General features: G+C 63.1%; 20 protein-coding genes. 5 read left to right on the top strand and 15 right to left on the bottom strand.

Going from position 1 to position 19,631, the window contains the following annotated elements; translation table 11 throughout:
- The first annotated feature begins 142 nt into the window (after positions 1-142).
- Together P3T23_RS04545 and P3T23_RS04540 are read left to right on the top strand one after the other, a co-directional pair.
- Positions 143-982: a PPK2 family polyphosphate kinase gene (locus tag P3T23_RS04545; protein ID WP_429315004.1), complete on the top strand. Its 840-nt coding sequence runs from the start codon at positions 143-145 to the stop codon at positions 980-982.
- A 117-nt stretch (positions 983-1,099) separates the two neighbouring features.
- A complete protein-coding gene (locus P3T23_RS04540) occupies positions 1,100-1,879 on the top strand; it encodes an exodeoxyribonuclease III (RefSeq protein ID WP_429315003.1) in 780 nt (259 codons plus the stop codon).
- Positions 1,880-1,954: 75 nt separating this feature from the next.
- Here P3T23_RS04540 and P3T23_RS04535 read toward each other — a convergent pair whose 3' ends face one another.
- From P3T23_RS04535 to argB, 8 genes are all read right to left on the bottom strand, one after another.
- Positions 1,955-3,106 carry a M48 family metalloprotease gene (locus tag P3T23_RS04535; RefSeq protein ID WP_429315002.1) on the bottom strand — a complete coding sequence of 384 codons (1,152 nt, stop codon included), beginning with the start codon at positions 3,104-3,106 and terminating at the stop codon, positions 1,955-1,957.
- Positions 3,088-4,482 (bottom strand): AmpG family muropeptide MFS transporter, encoded by a 1,395-nt coding sequence (locus P3T23_RS04530; protein ID WP_429315001.1) that lies wholly within the window; start codon positions 4,480-4,482, stop codon positions 3,088-3,090. The genes P3T23_RS04535 and P3T23_RS04530 overlap by 19 nt, the downstream gene beginning before the upstream one ends.
- Positions 4,483-4,496: 14 nt before the next feature.
- On the bottom strand, positions 4,497-5,105 hold the full coding sequence (metW, locus tag P3T23_RS04525; RefSeq protein WP_429315000.1) for a methionine biosynthesis protein MetW: 609 nt from the start codon (positions 5,103-5,105) through the stop codon (positions 4,497-4,499).
- Entirely contained in the window at positions 5,102-6,247 is a 1,146-nt protein-coding gene (metX, locus tag P3T23_RS04520) for a homoserine O-succinyltransferase MetX (protein WP_429314999.1), read from the bottom strand. The genes metW and metX overlap by 4 nt, the downstream gene beginning before the upstream one ends.
- 335 nt (positions 6,248-6,582) lie before the next feature.
- Positions 6,583-7,149, bottom strand: coding sequence for an HdeD family acid-resistance protein (locus P3T23_RS04515; protein WP_429314998.1), 567 nt, complete (start codon positions 7,147-7,149; stop codon positions 6,583-6,585).
- Between the two features lie 105 nt (positions 7,150-7,254).
- Positions 7,255-7,923 carry a nucleoid occlusion factor SlmA gene (gene slmA / locus P3T23_RS04510; protein WP_429314997.1) on the bottom strand — a complete coding sequence of 223 codons (669 nt, stop codon included), beginning with the start codon at positions 7,921-7,923 and terminating at the stop codon, positions 7,255-7,257.
- Positions 7,890-8,681: a pyrimidine 5'-nucleotidase gene (locus tag P3T23_RS04505; protein WP_429315344.1), complete on the bottom strand. Its 792-nt coding sequence runs from the start codon at positions 8,679-8,681 to the stop codon at positions 7,890-7,892. The genes slmA and P3T23_RS04505 overlap by 34 nt, the downstream gene beginning before the upstream one ends.
- Before the next feature lie 123 nt (positions 8,682-8,804).
- Positions 8,805-9,704: an acetylglutamate kinase gene (gene argB / locus P3T23_RS04500; protein WP_133661492.1), complete on the bottom strand. Its 900-nt coding sequence runs from the start codon at positions 9,702-9,704 to the stop codon at positions 8,805-8,807.
- A 276-nt stretch (positions 9,705-9,980) separates the two neighbouring features.
- Here argB and P3T23_RS04495 point away from each other — a divergent pair, with 276 nt between their 5' ends.
- Genes P3T23_RS04495 through P3T23_RS04485 form a run of 3 tightly spaced genes read left to right on the top strand, consistent with a single transcriptional unit; the run spans position 9,981 to position 12,110 of the window.
- Entirely contained in the window at positions 9,981-10,217 is a 237-nt protein-coding gene (locus P3T23_RS04495; RefSeq protein WP_429314996.1) for a cysteine-rich CWC family protein, read from the top strand.
- Between the two features lie 43 nt (positions 10,218-10,260).
- Positions 10,261-11,571, top strand: coding sequence for an ATP-binding protein (locus tag P3T23_RS04490; protein ID WP_429314995.1), 1,311 nt, complete (start codon positions 10,261-10,263; stop codon positions 11,569-11,571).
- On the top strand, positions 11,568-12,110 hold the full coding sequence (locus P3T23_RS04485; protein WP_429314994.1) for a response regulator transcription factor: 543 nt from the start codon (positions 11,568-11,570) through the stop codon (positions 12,108-12,110). The genes P3T23_RS04490 and P3T23_RS04485 overlap by 4 nt, the downstream gene beginning before the upstream one ends.
- Before the next feature lie 122 nt (positions 12,111-12,232).
- Here the strand turns inward: P3T23_RS04485 and hslU are convergent, their stop codons facing one another.
- From hslU to P3T23_RS04450, 7 genes are all read right to left on the bottom strand, one after another.
- Positions 12,233-13,579, bottom strand: coding sequence for an ATP-dependent protease ATPase subunit HslU (gene hslU, locus P3T23_RS04480; protein WP_429314993.1), 1,347 nt, complete (start codon positions 13,577-13,579; stop codon positions 12,233-12,235).
- Between the two features lie 9 nt (positions 13,580-13,588).
- Positions 13,589-14,125: an ATP-dependent protease subunit HslV gene (gene hslV, locus P3T23_RS04475; RefSeq protein ID WP_429314992.1), complete on the bottom strand. Its 537-nt coding sequence runs from the start codon at positions 14,123-14,125 to the stop codon at positions 13,589-13,591.
- A gap of 316 nt (positions 14,126-14,441) precedes the next feature.
- Complete coding sequence (gene dksA, locus P3T23_RS04470; protein WP_074301082.1) at positions 14,442-14,861, bottom strand: RNA polymerase-binding protein DksA; 420 nt, start codon at positions 14,859-14,861, stop codon at positions 14,442-14,444.
- 538 nt (positions 14,862-15,399) lie between these two features.
- Entirely contained in the window at positions 15,400-16,452 is a 1,053-nt protein-coding gene (locus P3T23_RS04465) for a CobW family GTP-binding protein (protein WP_429314991.1), read from the bottom strand.
- Positions 16,453-16,607: 155 nt separating this feature from the next.
- Complete coding sequence (locus P3T23_RS04460) at positions 16,608-17,810, bottom strand: class I SAM-dependent rRNA methyltransferase (RefSeq protein ID WP_429314990.1); 1,203 nt, start codon at positions 17,808-17,810, stop codon at positions 16,608-16,610.
- A 142-nt stretch (positions 17,811-17,952) separates the two neighbouring features.
- Complete coding sequence (xerC, locus tag P3T23_RS04455; protein ID WP_429314989.1) at positions 17,953-18,876, bottom strand: tyrosine recombinase XerC; 924 nt, start codon at positions 18,874-18,876, stop codon at positions 17,953-17,955.
- Between the two features lie 17 nt (positions 18,877-18,893).
- Positions 18,894-19,610, bottom strand: a complete 717-nt coding sequence (locus tag P3T23_RS04450; protein WP_429314988.1) for a DUF484 family protein — start codon at positions 19,608-19,610, stop codon at positions 18,894-18,896.
- Positions 19,611-19,631: the final 21 nt, after the last annotated feature.

The raw sequence follows: 19,631 nt of genomic DNA, 5'->3' as shown, positions 1-19,631 counted from the left end.
GGTGTGCCACCGTGGCATGCCTTCGGCCATGACGGGCTGTTGCCGGAGCGAAGGTGAGGCAGCGGCCCGTTTCGTTTCTGAATTCGTTTCTACCGGCGCGCTTGCTGGCGACCGTTTGATGCACAACGCGAGGAGAACAAGCATGGCGAAGAAACCTGAGCTCGACGACTTCCGCGTGCCGTATTTCGACGAGGGGAAAAAGGCAGCGAAGTTCGCGCTGAGCGATTTCGATCCGGCTGTGAAGCCGTTTTCGACCGGTTCGAAGGAGTCCGACCGGGAGCGCCTCGCGACTATCGGCACACAGCTCGACGGTTTGCAGGAGCGTCTGCATGCGCAGCGCGTGCAGCGCGTGCTGCTGGTGCTGCAGGGAATGGATACGAGTGGCAAGGATGGGACGATTCGCGCGGTCTTTCACGACGTCGACCCGCTCGGCTTGCGCATCGTGGCGTTCAAGGCGCCGACACCTGTCGAAGCCGCGCATGATTTTCTGTGGCGCGTTCATTCACAGGCACCGGCCGCCGGTGAGTTGACGATCTTCAACCGCAGTCACTACGAAGACGTCCTCGTGCCGACGGTGCTGGGCACCATCGACGCCAACGAGCGTACGAGACGTCATCGCCACATCCGCGAGTTCGAGGCATTGCTTGCGGACACGGGCACGACGATCGTCAAATGCATGCTGCACATTTCGAAGGACGAGCAGCGCAGCCGTCTGCAGGCACGCATCGACGATCCGACGAAGCACTGGAAGTTCGACGTCGCCGATCTGGATGCGCGCAAGCATTGGGACGCGTATCAAGGCGCGTATCAGGACGCTCTGGCGGCGACGTCGACCGAATATGCGCCATGGTATGTGATCCCGGCGGATTCAAAGACGCACCGCAACCTGATGGTTGCCGAACTGCTGCTGCGAACGTTCGAATCGTTGAAGCTGGAGTTTCCTGCGGCGAAGGAATCGCTCAAGGGTGTGAAAGTCGAATAAAACTGTGTTCCTGATGCCGGCCACCGGACTGCCGTCAGCCGGAGTGCCGGCCACCGGAGTGCCGGCCACCGGAGTGCCGGCCACCGGATCAGATCAATCAAACAGGAAGGGAACGATATGTTGCGTGTGATTACCGCCAATCTGAACGGCATCCGTTCGGCTGCAAAGAAAGGCTTCTTCGACTGGTTCCGCGAACAGAACGCGGACGTGCTCTGTGTGCAGGAAATCAAGTGCTCTCAGGACGACATGACGCCTGAGTTCCTGGCGCCGCACGGCTACACCGGCTACTTTCAGCATGCGGTGAAAAAGGGTTACAGCGGCGCGGGCGTCTACACGCGCGGCGAGCCGGACGAAGTCGTGATCGGCTTCGGCAGCGAGGAGTTCGATGCGGAAGGGCGCTATGTCGAAGCGCGCTTCGGGAATCTGTCGGTGGTGTCAGTGTACGTGCCTTCGGGGTCGAGCGGCGACGAGCGGCAACAGGCGAAGTACCGCTTCATGGACATCTTTATGCCGCACCTCGACGCGCTGCGCAAGGAGCGCGAAGTGATTGTGTGCGGCGATGTGAACATCGTCCACAAGGAAATCGACATCAAGAACTGGAAGGGCAACCAGAAGAACTCAGGTTGTCTGCCGGAAGAGCGCGCGTGGCTGACGAAGCTGTTCGACGACGTCGGTTACGTCGACGTATTCCGCACGCTCGATCCACGCCCGGAGCAGTACACGTGGTGGAGCAATCGCGGCCAGGCGTATGCGAAGAACGTCGGGTGGCGGATCGATTATCAGATCGCGACGCCGGGCATCGCCAGCAAGGCGAAGCGCACCGACATCTTCCGCGATATCAAGTTCAGCGACCACGCACCACTGACCGTCGACTACGATCATCCGGCAGGCCGTTAAAGTCGACACGCGCAAGTCGACACGCGCGGGTCGCTGCAACCTGCCTTGACCCGCGTCAGGGCGCAAGCTGGCGCTCTAGTCGCCCGCCAGCTTGCGCCGCGGACGGCCGATGCCGGCGTAGTCTGGTAGCGCGTCGACCGTCCTGCCGGTGGCCTTGGCGTAGAGCGGCAGCATGTCCGGCAGACGCTTCACGATGTCGGCGCGACGTACTGGCGTGTACGGGTGAACGTAGATGAAGCCCTGGTTGCGATTGCTGTGCGTCGCTGCCGCGAGCTTGTCCCACAGCGTGACTGCCGCGCGCGGATCGAAGCCCGCGCGCGACGCGATATCGCTGCCGATCACGTCGGCTTCGGTTTCGTCGGTGCTCTCATATTTCATTTCAAGCAGCTGCGAACCGATGCCGAGCGGCGCCGCACCCAGATCGGCCAGGCCGAACAATTGCGGAATCGATCCAGATCCGAGTTGCGCGGCCTGCTGCTCACCCAGGCGTTCGCGTGCATGCTCGCGCAGCGCGTGTGCGATCTCGTGGCCGAGCAGCATCCCGAGTTCGTTGTCGTTCAGGCGCACGCGGTCCAGCAGGCCGCTGTACACGACGATCTTGCCGCCGGGCAGGCAGTACATCCGGATGTCCGGTGAGCGGACCACGGCGACATCCCACTTCCAGTTCTTCGCGCGTTCGTTCCACTTCAGCGAATAGGGAATCAGCGCGTCGGTGGTTGAGCGGACGCGTTTCACGCGCGCGTCGGTGGCAGGATAAAGACTGTTCGCGTGATCCGCGCCTCGCACGATTTCGTCGAATTCGGCGGTGGCCTGCGATTCGAGCATTGGCGACGGGATCAGGTTGCGGAACACCGCGAGGCCGCCATAACGAATCGTCGGACTGGGGCCGTATGGGGTCTGCTGGGCCGGCGTGGGTGTCGAGGCCGGCGCCGCGCCGGATGCGGGCAACGTGCCGGACACGGCGATTCCAGGTCTGGCAGCAGGAGCGCCACCGCTTTCAGGCGCGCTCACGGTCGCGTTGGTGTTCGCGGGGGCCGGTGCAAGTGTTTCGGTCGCGCGGGCGGTTCCTTGCAGAGCGAGCGTGCCGCCGACACAGGCCCAGGCTAGCGCGAGCGCGGCGCACACCCGGCGGTACATGATTGCACGCAGCGCTGGTTGATTCACGCGCGGCCGGCCTCGCGCCGCCGCGCAAAGCGGTGCGAGCGCCGTCACGACTGGCTTCTCCACGGTGCGATCCTGAACAGAAGCAGCATGCCGGGCAGCGCAAGCGCGGTACACGCCAGGAAGTATTCGAACCAGCCGATCTGGGCGACCACATACCCGCTTGCCGCCGACGCCAATGTTCGTGGCACGGAAGCGAGGCTCGTGAACAGCGCGAACTGCGTAGCCGTGTAACGCGGATCGGTCGTGCTCGCGATGTATGCGGTGAAGGCCGCCATCGTCAGGCCGGTCGCGAAGGTCTCGAGCCCGTAGACAAGCGCCAGCGCGACTGCGCGCGGATCGAGTTGCACGGTCCAGTCGACTCCGATCCACGACAGCAGCGTCGTCACGCCCTGACTCGCCGCGACCGCAAAATCGTAGATCACGCCCAGCGACGGCGAAGCCGGCCCAAGTTGCGCGAGCCACGCGAAGCCAAGCGTCGACAGCATCTGCAGGATGCCAAAAATCCACAGCCCGCGACCAATGCCGATGCGCATCATCCAGATCCCGCCGACGATGCCGCCCGCGAGACTCGCGCCGAACGCCGTCGTCTTCGCGATGACGCCGATCTCCGTGCGCGAAAAGCCGATGTCGAGAAAGAACGAGGTCGACAGGGTGGTGGCCATCGTGTCGCCGAGCTTGTACAGGAAGATGAAACCGAGCACGAACAGCGCGCCGCGCCAACCGTCGCGCAGGATGAATTCGCGGAACGGCAGCACGATCGCATCGCGCAGGTTTTTGGGCGGCGCGCCGTGCACTTCGGGTTCGCTGACGACGAGCGTCATGATCATCCCCGGCAGCATGAACGCACCCGTCACGATGAAGACGGTGGTCCATGGCAGATGATCCGACAGGATCAAGGCGAGCGATCCCGGTATCAGCGCCGCGATCTTGTAGGCGTTCACATGGACCGCGTTGCCGAGACCCTGCTGCGTATCGGTGAGCAGTTCGCGCCGGTAGGCGTCGATCACGATGTCCTGGCTCGCGCCGAAGAACGCGACGAGCGCGGTCAGCGCCGCGACGGTCCAGATTGAATCACGCGGCGACACGAAGCCCAGCGCCGCGATCGCACCCGCGACGAGAATCTGCGTGACGAGCATCCAGCCACGCCGTCGCCCCGGCTGCCAGCCTGGCAGACGCGGGATATAGCGGTCCATCAGCGGTGCCCAGACGAATTTCCAGGTGTAGGGGAACTGGATCAGCGCAAAGAGGCCGATCTCCTTCAGATTGACGCCTTCGGAGCGCAGCCACGCCTGCACCAGGTAGACGAGCGTGAATAGCGGCAACCCCGACGTGAAGCCGAGGAAGACGCAGATCAGCATGTGCGCGTTGAGAAACGCGCGCCAGCCGGGATGTTCTTCGTGAGCGGTAAGTGCAGGCGCCTCGTGTGGCGGGTTCGACATGTGTATGGCTTGCGTTAGCTTTTCTTGACGCGATAGACCGCAAGACTACCACGCCAGTTCTCGCCCCACCGCACTGCCTGGCCGCCGTGCAGCACGACGCGGTCGAGAATCTCGATGCCGACTTCCGGCGCGAGGGCCTCGAAATCCTTGATCGTCAGCACGCGCACGTTCGGCGTGTTGTGCCACTGGAACGGCAGCGATTTCGATACGGGCATCCGACCCTGCAGCACCGACAGCCGGTGCGGCCAGTAGCCGAAATTCGGAAACGACACGATGCATTCCTTGCCGACCCGCACGGTCTCACGCAGGATCGCGGCCGTCTGATGAATGGTCTGCAGCGTCTGCGACAGGATTGCGAAATCGAAGCTCCCGTCTTCGAAGAGGCGCAGGCCGTCTTCCAGATTCTGCTGGATCACGTTGACGCCGTTTTTTGTCGACGCGAGTACGCCGGCATCGTTGATCTCGATGCCATAGCCCGACACTTCGAGTTCTTCGGTCAGGAGCGACAGCAGCGAGCCGTCGCCGCAACCGAGATCGAGCACGGTCGAGCGCGGCTCGACCCAGCGGGCGATCGCGCGGAAGTCGGGGCGCGTCGCAAGATAATCGAGAGCGCGCTGGTTCATGCGTTCACCTCGGTGGCAATGCGTTCGTAGTAGGCACGCATCAGATTGTGATAGCGCGCGTCGTCGAGCAGGAAGGCGTCGTGGCCGTGCGGCGCGTCGATTTCCGCGTAGGTCACCGTGCGCTTGTGATCGAGCAGCGCCTTCACCAGTTCGCGGGAGCGGGCCGGCGCGAAACGCCAGTCGGTCGAAAAGCTGGCGATGAGGTATTTCGCCGTCGTATGCGCGAGTGCTGCGGTGAGGTCGCCATCGAAGGCTTTCGCAGGATCGAAATAGTCCAGCGCGCGGGTGATCAGCAGGTAGGTGTTGGCGTCGAAGTAGTCGGCGAACTTGTCGCCCTGATAGCGCAGGTACGACTCCACTTCGAACTCGACGTCGAAGTTGAAGTTGTAGGCGTCAAGCGCGCCTTCCGCACGGCGCAGCGCCCGGCCGAACTTCGCGGCCATGTCGTCGTCCGACAGATAGGTGATGTGGCCGATCATCCGCGCCACGCGCAGGCCCCGCTTCGGTTTCACGCCGTGCGCGTAGTAGTTGCCGCCGTGGAAGTCCGGATCCGACAGGATCGCCGAGCGCGCCACTTCATTGAACGCGATGTTCTGCGCAGACAGCTTGGGTGTGGAGGCGACCACGATGCAATGGTCGACGCGCTCTGGATACATCAGGCTCCACGCGAGCGCCTGCATGCCGCCAAGGCTGCCGCCCATCACGGCCGCGAAGCGCTCGATGCCGAACGCGTCGGCAACCCGCGCCTGAGCGTTCACCCAGTCTTCGACGGTGACGACCGGAAAGCTTGCGCCATACGGCTGTTGCGTCGTCGGATTGATACTCATCGGGCCGGTCGAGCCGAAGCACGAGCCGAGGTTGTTCACGCCGATCACGAAGAAGCGGTTCGTATCGAGCGGTTTGCCTGGGCCCACCATGTTGTCCCACCAGCCGACGTTCTTCGGATCGTCCTCATAGACACCCGCAACGTGATGCGACGCGTTGAGCGCGTGACACACCAGCACGGCATTGCTGCGCGCGGCATTGAGCGTGCCGTAGGTTTCGACCATCAGATCGTAACCGGCAAGCGAGCTGCCGTTCTGCATGAGCAGCGGCTCAGAGAAATGCATTTTTTGTGGAGCGACGATCCCGATCGATTCCATTCATTCCGCCTGTCAACGACAACTGGGCGGCTAAAACGGCGTCGGCGATGCGCGGAGAGACGAAGCGTTGCGCGGCTGACGACCTCTTTAGCCGCATTTATAGTGAACCCGGGGATGATTCCCGGCAGGTTCGCGCGCCCGCAATCGAGTCAGCAAATCGGCGCGTGGGTCACTGCATTCGGTTACAGCAGTGGATTGCAGCATCGAATGTTGCAATCAGGGGCAAAGTATAGCGGAAAAGTTTCCGGGACAGCGGCGTGCGCGACTGTCCCATTGCCCGTGCGGGCGACAGGGCAGCTTTCCTGAAGATGTCCGACGCACGCCGCTCGCGAGCGTCAGGTCCGGTTGCGGAAACGCCGCAGCTGGATCGCCGCAACGATCATCAAAACGCCGTAGAAGATCGCATAGGTGCCGATCAGCCAGACCAGCGACACCGCGCCGGCGCCCGGGTGGCTGACGACAAACAGGCCGAACACGAGCGACAGCAGCCCCGAGAGCCCGACGAGCCAGGGATGTGCATTTGCGCGGCGGTTCTGAATCGCATAGATGATCTCGAAGATACCCGCGACGACCGCCCACCAGCCGATGATCAGCACGAGGATGATGGCCGTCTCGTTAGGCCAGAGCATCGCGATCAACCCGGCGGCGATGCCGATCAGGCCGAGGAAGGCGTAGGTCCAGCGCCGCGTCTTGCCGCGTATGCCGTAGGCGAGCGCGAAGAGTCCGTCGACGATCGCGTAGGCGCCCCAGACAATCGCCAGCGACGTAATAGTGAAGCCGGGCCACGTGAAGGCGAGAATACCGAACAGGATGGCCGAGATGCCACGGATCAAAAGCCATCCCCAGTGGGCGGACAGCGACGAAAGGCCAGGCGGCAGGGCAGACAGGATAGTACGGTTCATAGTGTTTCTTCTCCACCATGTTGAATGCGTGCCGGGGCGGGTGCCCTGCATCGCATCGCATCGTTGCAAAAGACTGCACACTCAGATCCCGAAATACTGAACGGCCTACTGAAGAATCAACCGCAATTGCGCATCGGCATGTTCGCCGGGTTGACGGCCAAAGCCGCTACGCACGTAGCGATGCCATCGACCGATGATATAGCTGATCAGGAGACTCGCGCGGATCACAGGGTCGTAGTCCGCCGGCAGGGGGACGGCGGCGTTATCGGTCTGCGTGTTGGCGTCCATCATGCCGAGCCGCAGACACTGCTTGAGCGACGCCTCGACGCGCTCTAGCATCTGGTGGACGCGTTCGGTCAGCCGCTCGTGCTCGCCGACAAGCGCCTCACACGTGAGCACGCGGGTCATGCCGGGATTTTTTGCAGAAAAGTTGAGCAACATCAACGCGATGGCTCGGGCCTGAAGGATGCCGTTCGGCTCCTTGTCGACGATCTGGTTGACGAGGCCGAAGATCGACTGTTCGATGAACTCGATCAGCCCTTCGAACATCTGCGCCTTGCTGGCGAAATGCCGGTAAAGCGCGGCCTCCGATACGCCGAGCCGCGCAGCCAGCGCCGCTGTCGTGATCTTTTCGTTCTTCGGCGCCTCCAGCATCGTGGCGAGTGTCTGGAGGATATGGATGCGCCGTTCACCGGGTTTCAGGCGCGGCGCACGGGTGCTGCTGGCGTGTGGCTGGTCTTCTACTGCCGGGTCATGCCTGTCAATCGGCTGCATGTCTGTCGCCTCTTCAGTCGCCCCGAGCGGGTGCCCGATCGCAATGATTTTAACGAACGAATGCTTCTGTCGACATAGTGCGGACGGCCAGTGCCCGGTCGACGTGCGCGCATGCCGTCCACCCGGACCGGCGTCGGCAGATGGCCGGTGATCCATACCGTGCGGATGCCGAGTCGCCGGTAGCGCTTCAGATGCCCGCGCGTGTCTTCGACGAGGATGGCGTCGGCGAGTTTCACGTGCGCCTCGCGCATCGCCCGGCGCAGCATGGTCGGATCGGGCTTCGCACGCCAGCCGCGCCGGTCGCGCATATGTTCGATTGCGATCACGCGCTCGAACAGCCGCTCGATGTGCAGCTCTTCGAGCACCGCACGCGCATACGCTTCAGGCGCGTTGGTCAGCACGATCTTGCGGCCAGGCAGCGCGGCGATGAGCCGCGCAAGACCGCGTTCGGCCCGCAGCATCGCGCGCAGGTCGGCAAACGTGTGCACGACCTTCAGAAAGTCGTGCGGATCGACCGGATGGTGACGCGTGAGGCCGAGTAGCGCCGCGCCGTAGCGCTGCGTGTAGCCGGTGCGCAGCAGGTTCGCCTTGTCGCGATCGACCTGCAATGCATCGATGATGTACTGCGTCATCGCCTGATTGATGGCCGGGAAAATCGCGTGCGACGCGTGGTGCAGCGTGTTGTCGAGGTCGAACAGCCAGACCGGCGTGCCCGCATCGATATGCGGCCGGCGGCGTCTGGAACGGGGAGAGCGCATCATGCAGGGAAGTGGGGCCGCACCGCGGGCCGGTGGTGGATTGCGCTCGCGCCGCATCCATCGAGCGGCGGCGCGAGGCGCTGCACGGCGCGCGCGTGACGCGCACCGTGTTTCATGATGCGCTCAATGCGAACGGATCATCGTACCGAACGGCTGTTCGGTGAGGATTTCGAGCAGCACAGAATGTTCAATGCGGCCGTCGATGATGTGCACCGAACGCACACCGCTCTTGGCCGCGTCGAGCGCCGACGAGATCTTCGGCAGCATGCCGCCCGAGATCGTGCCATCGGCAAACAGCGAATCGATTTCGCGCGCCGACAGATCGGTCAGCAGATTGCCCGCCTTGTCCATCACACCCGGGATGTTGGTCATCATGACGAGCTTTTCGGCGTTCAGCACGACCGCCAGCTTGCCCGCGACCAGATCCGCGTTGATGTTGTACGACAGACCGTCTTCACCGAAGCCGATTGGCGAGATGACCGGGATGAACGCGTCGTCCTGCAGTGCTTTCACAACCGCCGGGTTGATCGCCTCGACTTCGCCGACCTGACCGATGTCGACATACTGGCCGGGGTTGTCGCGATCCGGCATCAGCATCTTGCGTGCATGGATGAGGCCGCCGTCCTTGCCCGTCAGACCGACCGCATGGCCGCCGAAGTGATTGATCAGCGTGACGATGTCCTGCTGCACTTCGCCGCCGAGCACCCATTCGACGACTTCCATCGTCTCTTCGTCGGTGACGCGCATGCCCTGAATGAAGGTGCCCTGCTTGCCGATCTTCTTGAGCGCCTGGTCGATCTGCGGGCCGCCGCCGTGCACGATCACCGGGTTGATGCCGACCAGCTTCAGCAGAATGACGTCGCGCGCGAAGCCTTGCTTCAGGCGCTCCTCGGTCATTGCGTTGCCGCCGTATTTGATGACCACGGTCTTGCCGTGATACTGGCGAATGTAGGGCAGCGCCTCGGCCAGAATTTCGGCCTTCAGGGTGGGCGCAATCTGCGAAAGGTCTGGGAGCTCGGACATGGCGGCAAGATCAGGCACAGGACAGTTGAAACAAGGGCGAATTGTACAGGACTGGCGCGCTGCAACAGGGATTTCGACATGTGCCCTCGCGGCCGGCGCAGACGTCTTCCCGCACCGCGCAAACGACGGTCCAGAGCGCGGACGGCAGTCGAGGTTCAGGTGCTTTGGGCCGGCGATTTTGTCCGAAGTTCAGGGTGATTGGGCTGCCGCCTTCTGCCGACGCGCGAGACGTGGCAATATGGTCAGCATCCCCGAAACCGGTTTCACATTTTCGCCATGAACCTGTCTGGTTCCTCTTCGCAGGGGGTAGGTCGCGCGCGGTGCCCGCGCTGCGGCCGCTCGTTCGATTGCGGCAGGGGCGATCAAGCGTCCGAATGCTGGTGCCGGTCGATGCCGGCCCTGCCCGCAGAACGGCTGGAAGCCGGCCGCGGCTGCCTGTGCCCGGAATGCCTCGCGGAGGAAATCGCCCGCGCGCAACTGGCCGGACGGAGCCCGGACACCGTCCGAGACTGAACGCAACGCGAATCAGACGGCCTTCAACGGGTAAACTGGCGGGATGCAACGCATCACCACTACTGGCCGGGTCAACCTCGGACATCTCTTCTGGCTGCGCAGCTTCGCCATCATCGGCCAGCTCGGCACGATCGCGGCCGTGCAGATCTTTTTCGGCGTGCTCTTGCCGCTGCCCGCGATGCTGCTCGTCATCGGGCTGGAGGTGGTGTTCAACGCCCTGACATGGATTCGCGTGTCGCGCCAGAAACCGGAATCCAATCTCGAACTGTTCGGGCAGATCTGGGTGGACCTCGGCGCGTTGTCGGCGCTGCTGTTTCTGTCGGGCGGCACGACCAACCCGTTCGTCACGCTCTATCTGCCGTCGTTGGCGATTGCCGCGGCGGTGTTGCCCTGGTACCTGATGGCATGGCTTGCGGCGTTCGCCGTCGCCTGTTACGCGGTACTCAGCTTCGATTCGGTGCCGCTCAATCTCGACAATCCGGCGAACCTGTTCGACTATTACCGCGCTGGCATGTGGGTGAACTTCATGGTGAGCGTGGGGTTGATCGCGTGGTTCGTCGCGCGAATGTCGCGTGCGTTGCGCCTGCGCGACGCGGCGCTGGGCGAAGCGCAGCAGCGTCTTTTGCGCGACGAGCGGGCTGTCGCGCTCGGCGTGCAGGCGGCCACGGTCGCGCATGAAATCGGCACGCCGTTGTCGACAATCGCGATGCTCGCCGAGGAGTTGCGCGATGCCGCCAGCACCGACAAGGGCCTTGCCCCCTATTCCGCCGATATTGCACTGCTCGAGCAGCAGATGACGCTATGCACGTCGGCGCTCGCGCGACTGCGTAGCCGTGCGTCGGCGCCGGCAGACCGGCAGACAGTGGGCGAGTGGCTCGCGTCGTTCGCCGAGCAATGGCGTCTGCGCCATCCGCACGTCAGGTTCGAGCGCGTCGGCACACCGCCCGACCATGTCAGCCTTGACGATACCGTCGCGGTCAGCCAGATTCTGACGATCCTGCTCGACAATGCTGCGCGCGCAAGCCGTGATCATGTGACGCTTGCGGCGAAGCTCACGGCGTCCGGCGAGCAGATCGAGTTCGAGGTGTGCGATGCCGGACCGGGCATCCCGGCGTCGTTGCGCCACTCGCTGGGCGCGATGCCGGTCGACAGCACGCAGGGCGGGCACGGCGTCGGGCTATATCTGGCGTTTTCGGCCGCCGCGCGACTGGGCGGATCGATCGAACTGAACGATGTCACCGATACAAAACCGCGCGGCACCCGCGCGGTGCTGCGGCTGCCGCTTGCGGCCGCCGGTCAATCGGGCGCGAACCGGACCGGTTTGGCGTCTTCCAATACGGAGAAACAGGCATGAGCGACATGAATTTTCTGGTCATCGACGACGACGAAGTGTTCTCCGGCATCCTCGCGCGCGGCCTGACCCGCCGCGGCTACACCGTTGCCGAAGCGCACAACGCCGACGAGGCGATCAAGCTGGCGAACCAGCAGAAATTCGGCCAGATCACCGTCGACCTGCATCTCGGCAACGACTCAGGCCTGAACCTGGTGGCGCCGTTGCGCGACCTGCAGCCTGATGCGCGAATGCTGGTGCTGACGGGCTATGCGAGCATCGCGACCGCGGTGCAGGCGGTCAAGGATGGCGCCGATAACTATCTGGCCAAGCCGGCGAACGTCGAGACCATTCTGGCAGCGCTCCAAAGCGAAGCGAGCGCGTCGCAGGCGGAAGAGGCGCTCGAGAATCCGACGCCGCTGTCGGTTGCCCGGCTTGAGTGGGAGCACATCCAGCGGGTGCTGGCGGACAACGGCGGCAACATTTCCGCGACCGCACGCGCACTGAACATGCATCGCCGCACGCTGCAGCGCAAGCTGGCGAAGCGGCCTGTGCGACAGTGAGGCAGTGAGGCAGTCGGTCGGGAACTGACGGTTGATGTGAAAACAGGCGGCCCCACAAGAGGCCGCCTGTTTCGTTTCACCCGGTGAACTGGCGAGGCAATCAGTGCTTCAACGTGGTCAGGTCACAGCACGTAGCGCGACAGGTCTTCATCGCCAGCGACTTCGTTTAGCGCGCGATCGACATACGCCGCATCGATCATGACCCTCGTGCCGGCATGATTGCCGGCTGCGAACGAGACTTCTTCGAGCAGTTTTTCGATTACCGTGTACAGGCGCCGCGCGCCGATGTTTTCCGTTTTCTCGTTGACCGAAAAGGCAATTTCGGCGAGCCGGCGGATGCCGTCGTCGGCGAAGTCCAGATGCACGTCTTCAGTGGCGAGCAGGGCCTGATACTGCTTGACGAGGCTTGCGTCGGTCGCGACGAGGATCGATTCGAAATCCTTCACCGACAACGAATCCAGTTCGACGCGAATCGGAAAACGCCCCTGCAGTTCGGGAATCAGATCGCTCGGCTTCGCCAGATGGAACGCACCGCTCGCGATGAACAGGACGTGATCGGTTTTCACCATCCCGTACTTCGTGTTGATTGTCGTGCCTTCGACGAGCGGCAGCAGGTCGCGCTGCACACCCTGACGCGACACTTCACCACCGCCCGCTTCATTGCGCGACGCGATCTTGTCGATTTCGTCCAGGAACACGATGCCGTTCTGCTCGACGTTCTGCACGGCCTTCGCCTTCACCTCTTCGTCGTTCAGCATCTTGCCTGCTTCCTCGTCGGTGAGCAGCTTCAACGCTTCCTTGACCTTCAGCTTGCGACGCGTCTTCTTGCCGCCGCCCAGGTTCGCGAACATCGACCGGATCTGTTCGGTCATGTCTTCCATGCCCGGTGGCCCCATGATGTCCATGCCGATCTGCGGCTGCTCGACGTCGAGTTCGATTTCCTTGTCGTCGAGGAGCCCCTCGCGCAGACGCTTGCGGAACGTCTGGCGCGTGGTGCTGCCTTCGTCGGCCGTATCGGCGGCGCTCGAACTCGCGCCGAAACCGACCGGACGCGCGGTGGGCAGCAGGATGTCGAGAATGCGGTCTTCGGCCTGATCTTCGGCCTTCGTGCGGACCTTGCGCATTTCGGTTTCGCGCGTCTGCTTGATGGAGATTTCCATCAGGTCGCGCACGATGCTGTCCACGTCGCGGCCCACATAGCCGACTTCGGTGAACTTGGTGGCCTCGATCTTGATGAACGGCGCGTCGGCAAGCTTTGCCAGACGACGCGCGATTTCCGTTTTGCCGACGCCCGTCGGCCCGATCATCAGGATGTTCTTGGGCGTGATTTCCTGGCGCAGCGGCTCGCCGACCTGCTGACGGCGCCAGCGGTTGCGCAGTGCCACCGCGACTGCCTTTTTCGCCCGGTCCTGGCCAATAATGTGTTTATCCAGCTCCGAGACGATCTCGGCGGGGGTCATTGTGCTCATCGTGGGTCCTTACTCGATCGTCTCGATGACGCGGTTGTGGTTCGTGTAGATACACATGTCGCCAGCAATCTCCAGCGACTTTTCGACGATCTCGCGCGGCGAAAGATCCGTGTTGTCAGCGAGCGCCTTCGCCGCGGCCTGTGCGTATGCGCCGCCCGAGCCGATTGCGCAGATGCCGCCTTCGGGATCGAGGACGTCGCCGTTACCGGTGATGACGAGCGTGGTGCTGGCGTCGGCCGCGATCAGCATGGCTTCGAGGCGACGCAGCATGCGGTCGGTGCGCCAGTCTTTGGCGAGTTCGACGGCGGCGCGCGTGAGGTTGCCCTGGTGCTTTTCGAGTTTTGCCTCGAACCGGTCGAGCAGCGAGAAGGCGTCGGCTGTGCCGCCGGCGAAACCGACCAGCACCTTGCCGTTATAGATGCGCCGGACTTTTTTCGCGCCGCCCTTCATGACGATATTGCCAAGCGTTACCTGGCCGTCACCGCCTAGCGCGACCTTGTCGCCGCGCCGCACGGAAACGATCGTCGTGCCGTGAAATTGCTCCATATGCGTTCCTTTTGCAAAACGGGAAGGACGCAGTAGCGCTACTGCGCCACCACTTGAATCCGGGTAAGCGGACGGGGCGCGACGCCGCAGCAGAAACGACACGGCGCGCGCTCGTGCAACGCATGTCGAGTTTATTTTAGGGCGTGCGTCGGCATATCAAGAGTCGGCCGAACGGGCAGGCGCGGAAAAAACGCAGAAGAGGTGGGGTCAAAACAGGAAGCGTGCACGCTTCAAAAGAAAAAAGCGCACGGAACACCGTGCGCCTCGCGACGAAGCAGCGTTTTGGGGCGCAGGCCGAAGCCGCGCCGCGGGGCGGTCAGTCGCCGAACAGCTTCTGGCGCAGTTCGCGGCGCTCCTGCGCTTCGAGCGACAGGGTAGCCGTGGGTCGTGCGAGCATACGCGGAATGCCGATCGGCTCGCCGGTTTCTTCGCACCAGCCGTAATCGCCCGATTCGATCCGTGCGAGCGACTGCTGGACCTTCTTCAGCAGCTTGCGTTCGCGGTCGCGCGTGCGCAGTTCGAGCGCATGCTCTTCCTCGATCGTCGCGCGATCGGCCGGGTCGGGCACGATCACGGTTTCGCGCAGGTTTTCGGTTGTCTGGCCCGCATTGCGGAGAATTTCCGCCTGCAGCTGTTCGAGCTTGTTCTTGAAGAAAGCGAGCTGATCCTCATTCATGTAATCCTTGTCGCTCATCTTCAGGATTTCGGCTTCGGTCAAGAGTCGTTTCGTCGTCATCTGGCTTGCTTCTTCAATGTGAGGCAAAACTCGTACGTATTGCCCGCTCTTTCGTGTTGCCCGCAACGACGCCTCGATTGACGCTCAACTGAGCGCCGGCGAACACGGACGGTGGGCTGTCGTGACGCCGAAGGCGCCGATGCGGGGCCGAACTCCTCTGGAAACCGGTCTTCAGATGCTCCTGAGGCATTACTTCTACCGGCAACGCGCTCCCCGATACCGGCGTGTCGGCGTCATTTCCGGATGAGATTTTCCGGCGCCTCGTTTCACACCCGGCATACCCGGCACGGGCTGCGCGGTCCGGGCAATTCGTTGTCATTCTCCAGTGGGCACGTATTGTAACTGAATCACAATCCGGCACGGCAACCGGGGTAAAACCCTGCTGCATTCATCGTTATCGTGAAAATATAACGCGCCGACGACCAAAAAGCGATGGTCGTGCACGTATTCTCGCAGCAGGGTTTTCACGTGCTTTTCACAGGTGCCGACTATTCAGCGGGCCCGATCGCCAGAATCGGGCCGCATTTCGCCTCGAGGCTCAGGCGAGGCAGGCGTCCAGGCCGTCGGTGATCAGGTCCTGCGGCAGTTCGATGCCGATGAACACCATCTTGCTGTTCTTCTTTTCGATCGGCTGCCACTTCGATGCCAGATCGCTGCCCATCATCTGGTGCACACCCTGGAACACCACCTTGCGGTCGACGCCCTTCATGTACAGCACGCCCTTGTAGCGTAGCAGGCGCTCGCCGTATATCTGCAGGATGCCGCCGAGGAAATCTTCGAGGCGGTTCGGGTCGAACGGGCGTTCGCTGCGGTAGACGAACGACTTGATCTTGTCGTCGTGGTGCGCGTGATGGTGATTGCCGTGGTCATGCCCTTCATGATCGCAATTCTCGTGATCGTGATCATGGTCATGATCGTGGTGCGCGTGGTCATGGTCGTCTTCGGCGAGGAAGTCCGGATCGATCTCGAGCTTCGCGTTCAGGTTGAAGCCGCGCAGGTCGAAGATTTCCTTGATTTCGGCTTCGCCGAAATTGACGACCCTGATCGCCGCCTTCGGGTTCATGTGCAGCAGGCGATGGCGCAGATCGCCAATCGCCTGTTCGTCGACCAGATCGGCCTTCGTAATGAACAGACGATCGGCGAAACCCACCTGGCGCTGCACGACTTCGTGCTCATCGAGCTGCTGGTCGGCGTGCTTCGCGTCGACCAGCGTGATAATTGCGTCGAGCAGGAATTCGTCGGCGATCTGGTTATCCATGAAGAACGTCTGCGCCACCGGGCCCGGGTTCGCGAGACCCGTCGTTTCGATCACGACGCGGTCGAAATCCAGCTCGCCGGCCTGCTTTTTCGCGGCCAGATCGCCCAGCACGCGCGCCAGATCCCCGCGGATCGTGCAGCAGATGCAGCCATTGCTCATCTGGATGATCTGTTCGTTGACGTCCTGCACGAGAATTTCGTTGTCGATGTTTTCTTCGCCGAACTCGTTTTCGATCACGGCGATTTTCATGCCGTGCTTTTCGTTCAGGATGCGCTTGAGCAGCGTGGTTTTGCCGCTGCCGAGAAAGCCGGTCAGGATGGTGACGGGAATCATGTTTATCGCCTGTTTAAATGCGGGAATCGGGTGCGGGGCCGCTTCAGGCGGCCGCTCAATCGGGTCAGCTATTGAAACATATCTGTCGAGCCGCCGCTCGGGACAGGCCTGAAGCCCTGCCGCGAGAGCGGGAAATAAACCGAAACTATGGGCGATCAGGCGATTTGCAACAATAGGCCTTTCAGATACTCGCCTTCGGGGAACGCCGTCAGCAGCGGATGATCGACGCCCGCGCCGAGGCGTTTCAGGATCCGGGCGTCGACGCGCGCGTCGGACGCCGCGCTCGCGACGATGTTCTGGAACAGTTCGGCATCGATCGCGCCGGAACACGAATAGGTGAACAGCAGGCCGCCCGGGCGCAACAGCTTGAGGCCGGTCAGGTTGATGTCCTTGTAGGCGCGCGCCGCGCGGTCCACGTGTTCACGCGACGGCGCGAATTTCGGCGGATCGAGCACGATCAGGTCGAAACGCTCACCTTCGTCGTAGAGCCGCCGCAGCGTCTTGAATGCGTCGGCGTCGAGCCACGTGGCGCGAGCAGCGTCAAAACCGTTGGCCACGACGTTCTGCTGCGCCAGCGCCAGCGCTTCGCCCGACGAATCGATCGAGACCACCCGCTTCGCGCCGCCCTTGAGTGCGGCAAGCGAAAAGCCGCCGGTGTAGCAGAAGCAGTTGAGCACGTCGCGGTCCTGCGCGAGTTCCTGGACCAGCGCGCGGTTATCGCGCTGGTCGACGTAGAAGCCGGTCTTGTGGCCGTTGTGCACGTCGACGTGATAGCGCACGCCGTTTTCGCTGGCGATCAGCGTGCCCGACGGTACGTCGCCGGCCAGCACGCCGGTCGTCTGTTCGAGGCCTTCCTTCTCGCGGATCGACACGTCCGAGCGCTCATACACGTTCGGGCAACCGGTCGCGCCGGTGAGCGCGCCGACAATCGCCTCCTTCCACGCTTCGACGCCCGCCGCCATGAACTGGCAGACCAGCTGGCCGCGCTGTGTGGCGTCGTCGGCGATGTAGTAGTCGACGATCAGGCCCGGCAGGCCATCCGCTTCGCCGAAGATGAGCCGCACGGCGCCGGTGTTGTGCACCATCGCGCGGCGGTGGGCAAGCGCGCGTTGCACGCGACGCTTGAAGAACGCGTGATCGATGGGTTCAGCTTCGTCGAAGCTCCAGACGCGCGAGCGAATCTGCGAATGCGGACTGTACGCCGCGCGCGCCAGAAAGCGGCCGTCGTGCGCCCGGACGATGACGGTGACACCGGCTTCCGGCTTGCCGTCGATGCGCTCGATCGCGTTCGCATAGATCCACGGATGGCGGCGCAGCAGCGATTTCTCTTTCGACGGTTTCAGCGTAACGGTATTCATGGTTTAACTTCGCGAGGGATTCGGGATATCGGGAATCAAAAGGGGAGCCAAAGGCCGCACAGCACGGAAAGTCCGTTGGGTCTGCGGCGTGTGAGATTCCCTGGGCGGCGACCGCTTTGGCGCCGTCGTGATGAAAACTGTATTAGTCGCGCTTTTTTGCGCGCGGATGCGCCTGATCGTAGACGCGCGCCAGATGCTGGAAATCGAGCGCCGTATAAACCTGGGTCGCCGTGATGCTGGCGTGGCCGAGCAACTCCTGCACGGCGCGCAGGTCGCCACTCGATTGCAGTACGTGCGTCGCGAACGAGTGACGCAACACGTGCGGGTGTACGTTCGCGGGAATGCCCGCCTTCATGGCGGCACGCTTCACGCGATCCCGCACCACGTTCGGCGACATCCGGTTGCCGCGTACCGACAGAAACAGCGGATGCGGATCATGCTTCACAAACTCGAGGCGCGCGTCGAGCCACGCGCGTAACGCGTCGAGCGCCTTGCTGCCAACCGGCACGACGCGACGCCGGTTACCTTTGCCGAGCACTTCGACTTCAGTGGCATCGAGCTTGAGCCATCCCGCCGAACGGTACCCGTCGGCATCGGCGAACGCGACGTCGAGTCCCACAAGCTCCGACAGACGTAAACCGGACGAGTAGAACAACTCCAGCATGGCGTGATCGCGCAGGCCTTCGGCGGTCGCGCCGGAGGGCGCTTCCATCAGCGTGTGGGCGTCGTCGACCGAAAGCGCTTTCGGCAGCGTTTTTGCCTGCTTCGGTGCGCGTACGGTTGCGACCGGATTTACTGGCAGATCGATCCGGCCGGCCAGCCAGCGGTAAAAAGCTCGCCACGACGACAGGCGGTGACTGATGGAGCGCGCCGACAGGCCGCCCGCATGCGCACGCGAAACCGCGCCGCGGATGTCCGTTGCGGTGAGCATGTCGAGGGGCCGGCCGTTGGCAAGCTTCTTCAGTTCGTCGAGTTCGTGTGTGTAGCCGCGCAGCGTGTGCGCCGACAACCGCCGTTCGTGCTCGAGGCTCGACAGGTAAGCGGCGATGGGGTCGGCGAGGGTCACGTGAGGGTGAGACCGGATTAGCGCGGCAACAGACGGCTGAGCGCGGCGCTCGCGAGCGCGCCGATCTGCGTCAGGAAATCGGTGGCCATGCCGTCGTGAAAGCGGCGCGGATCCGGCGAGCCCATGACAAGCAGGCCGAACGCGCCGGCGTCTTCGGTTGCTTCCGGGTCGCGCAGCGCGAGGAGCGCGATCGAACCGTCGGTGCCAGCCGGCGGTTCTTCGTCCGAAGACGCGCCGTCCGGTACCGCGCTCACGACAGGCGCGAGCCACTGCGCCGCTTCGAAGCCGGTATTCGCGCCGCAGTACGGCGTGGCGAGACTGTTGGCGAAAATCCGCACTTCTTCACCGACGTGACGGGCGAAATCAGCGTGCGCATAAGCCTCGGCGACGTCCCACACGCGCAGTGCCGCCTGGGGCACGTCGAACACTTCGCGCAGGCCGTTCGAAATGGTCCGCGGCAGGGCGTGCGGATCGCGCTCGGACATCACGCGGGTCGTCCAGCGGCTGAATTTCGCGGCGATGCTGTCGTTTTCGTGACCGTAGCGCAGCAGTTCGGCAAGACGCCGTTCGAGATGCTTGTTCTTGTCGCGCAACATGTCCATCTGCCGCTCCTGCAGCGAGACAGCCGCCTTCCCGTGCGGGTTGGCGAGCCGGATGGTGGCGAGCATTTCCGCGTGTTCAGCAAAGAATTCGGGGTTGGCGAGCAGATATTCTGCAACTTCGCGATCGTTCATGGTTTCGGCTTGGGAGATGCG

Origin of the sequence: Paraburkholderia sp. GAS448, assembly GCF_050435685.1 — a bacterium.
GTDB lineage: Bacteria > Pseudomonadota > Gammaproteobacteria > Burkholderiales > Burkholderiaceae > Paraburkholderia.
This window is presented reverse-complemented; position numbering and strand designations above follow the sequence as displayed.

Bases quoted from the DNA above. Each gene is read 5' to 3' on its own strand.
- P3T23_RS04545 (WP_429315004.1), top strand. From the start codon at position 143: ATGGCGAAGAAACCTGAGCTCGACGACTTCCGCGTGCCGTATTTCGAC.
- P3T23_RS04540 (WP_429315003.1), top strand. From the start codon at position 1,100: ATGTTGCGTGTGATTACCGCCAATCTGAACGGCATCCGTTCGGCTGCA.
- P3T23_RS04530 (WP_429315001.1), bottom strand. From the start codon at position 4,482: ATGTCGAACCCGCCACACGAGGCGCCTGCACTTACCGCTCACGAAGAA.
- metW (WP_429315000.1), bottom strand. From the start codon at position 5,105: ATGAACCAGCGCGCTCTCGATTATCTTGCGACGCGCCCCGACTTCCGC.
- metX (WP_429314999.1), bottom strand. From the start codon at position 6,247: ATGGAATCGATCGGGATCGTCGCTCCACAAAAAATGCATTTCTCTGAG.
- P3T23_RS04515 (WP_429314998.1), bottom strand. From the start codon at position 7,149: ATGAACCGTACTATCCTGTCTGCCCTGCCGCCTGGCCTTTCGTCGCTG.
- slmA (WP_429314997.1), bottom strand. From the start codon at position 7,923: ATGCAGCCGATTGACAGGCATGACCCGGCAGTAGAAGACCAGCCACAC.
- P3T23_RS04505 (WP_429315344.1), bottom strand. From the start codon at position 8,681: ATGCGCTCTCCCCGTTCCAGACGCCGCCGGCCGCATATCGATGCGGGC.
- argB (WP_133661492.1), bottom strand. From the start codon at position 9,704: ATGTCCGAGCTCCCAGACCTTTCGCAGATTGCGCCCACCCTGAAGGCC.
- P3T23_RS04495 (WP_429314996.1), top strand. From the start codon at position 9,981: ATGAACCTGTCTGGTTCCTCTTCGCAGGGGGTAGGTCGCGCGCGGTGC.
- P3T23_RS04490 (WP_429314995.1), top strand. From the start codon at position 10,261: ATGCAACGCATCACCACTACTGGCCGGGTCAACCTCGGACATCTCTTC.
- P3T23_RS04485 (WP_429314994.1), top strand. From the start codon at position 11,568: ATGAGCGACATGAATTTTCTGGTCATCGACGACGACGAAGTGTTCTCC.
- hslU (WP_429314993.1), bottom strand. From the start codon at position 13,579: ATGAGCACAATGACCCCCGCCGAGATCGTCTCGGAGCTGGATAAACAC.
- hslV (WP_429314992.1), bottom strand. From the start codon at position 14,125: ATGGAGCAATTTCACGGCACGACGATCGTTTCCGTGCGGCGCGGCGAC.
- dksA (WP_074301082.1), bottom strand. From the start codon at position 14,861: ATGACGACGAAACGACTCTTGACCGAAGCCGAAATCCTGAAGATGAGC.
- P3T23_RS04465 (WP_429314991.1), bottom strand. From the start codon at position 16,452: ATGATTCCCGTCACCATCCTGACCGGCTTTCTCGGCAGCGGCAAAACC.
- P3T23_RS04460 (WP_429314990.1), bottom strand. From the start codon at position 17,810: ATGAATACCGTTACGCTGAAACCGTCGAAAGAGAAATCGCTGCTGCGC.
- P3T23_RS04450 (WP_429314988.1), bottom strand. From the start codon at position 19,610: ATGAACGATCGCGAAGTTGCAGAATATCTGCTCGCCAACCCCGAATTC.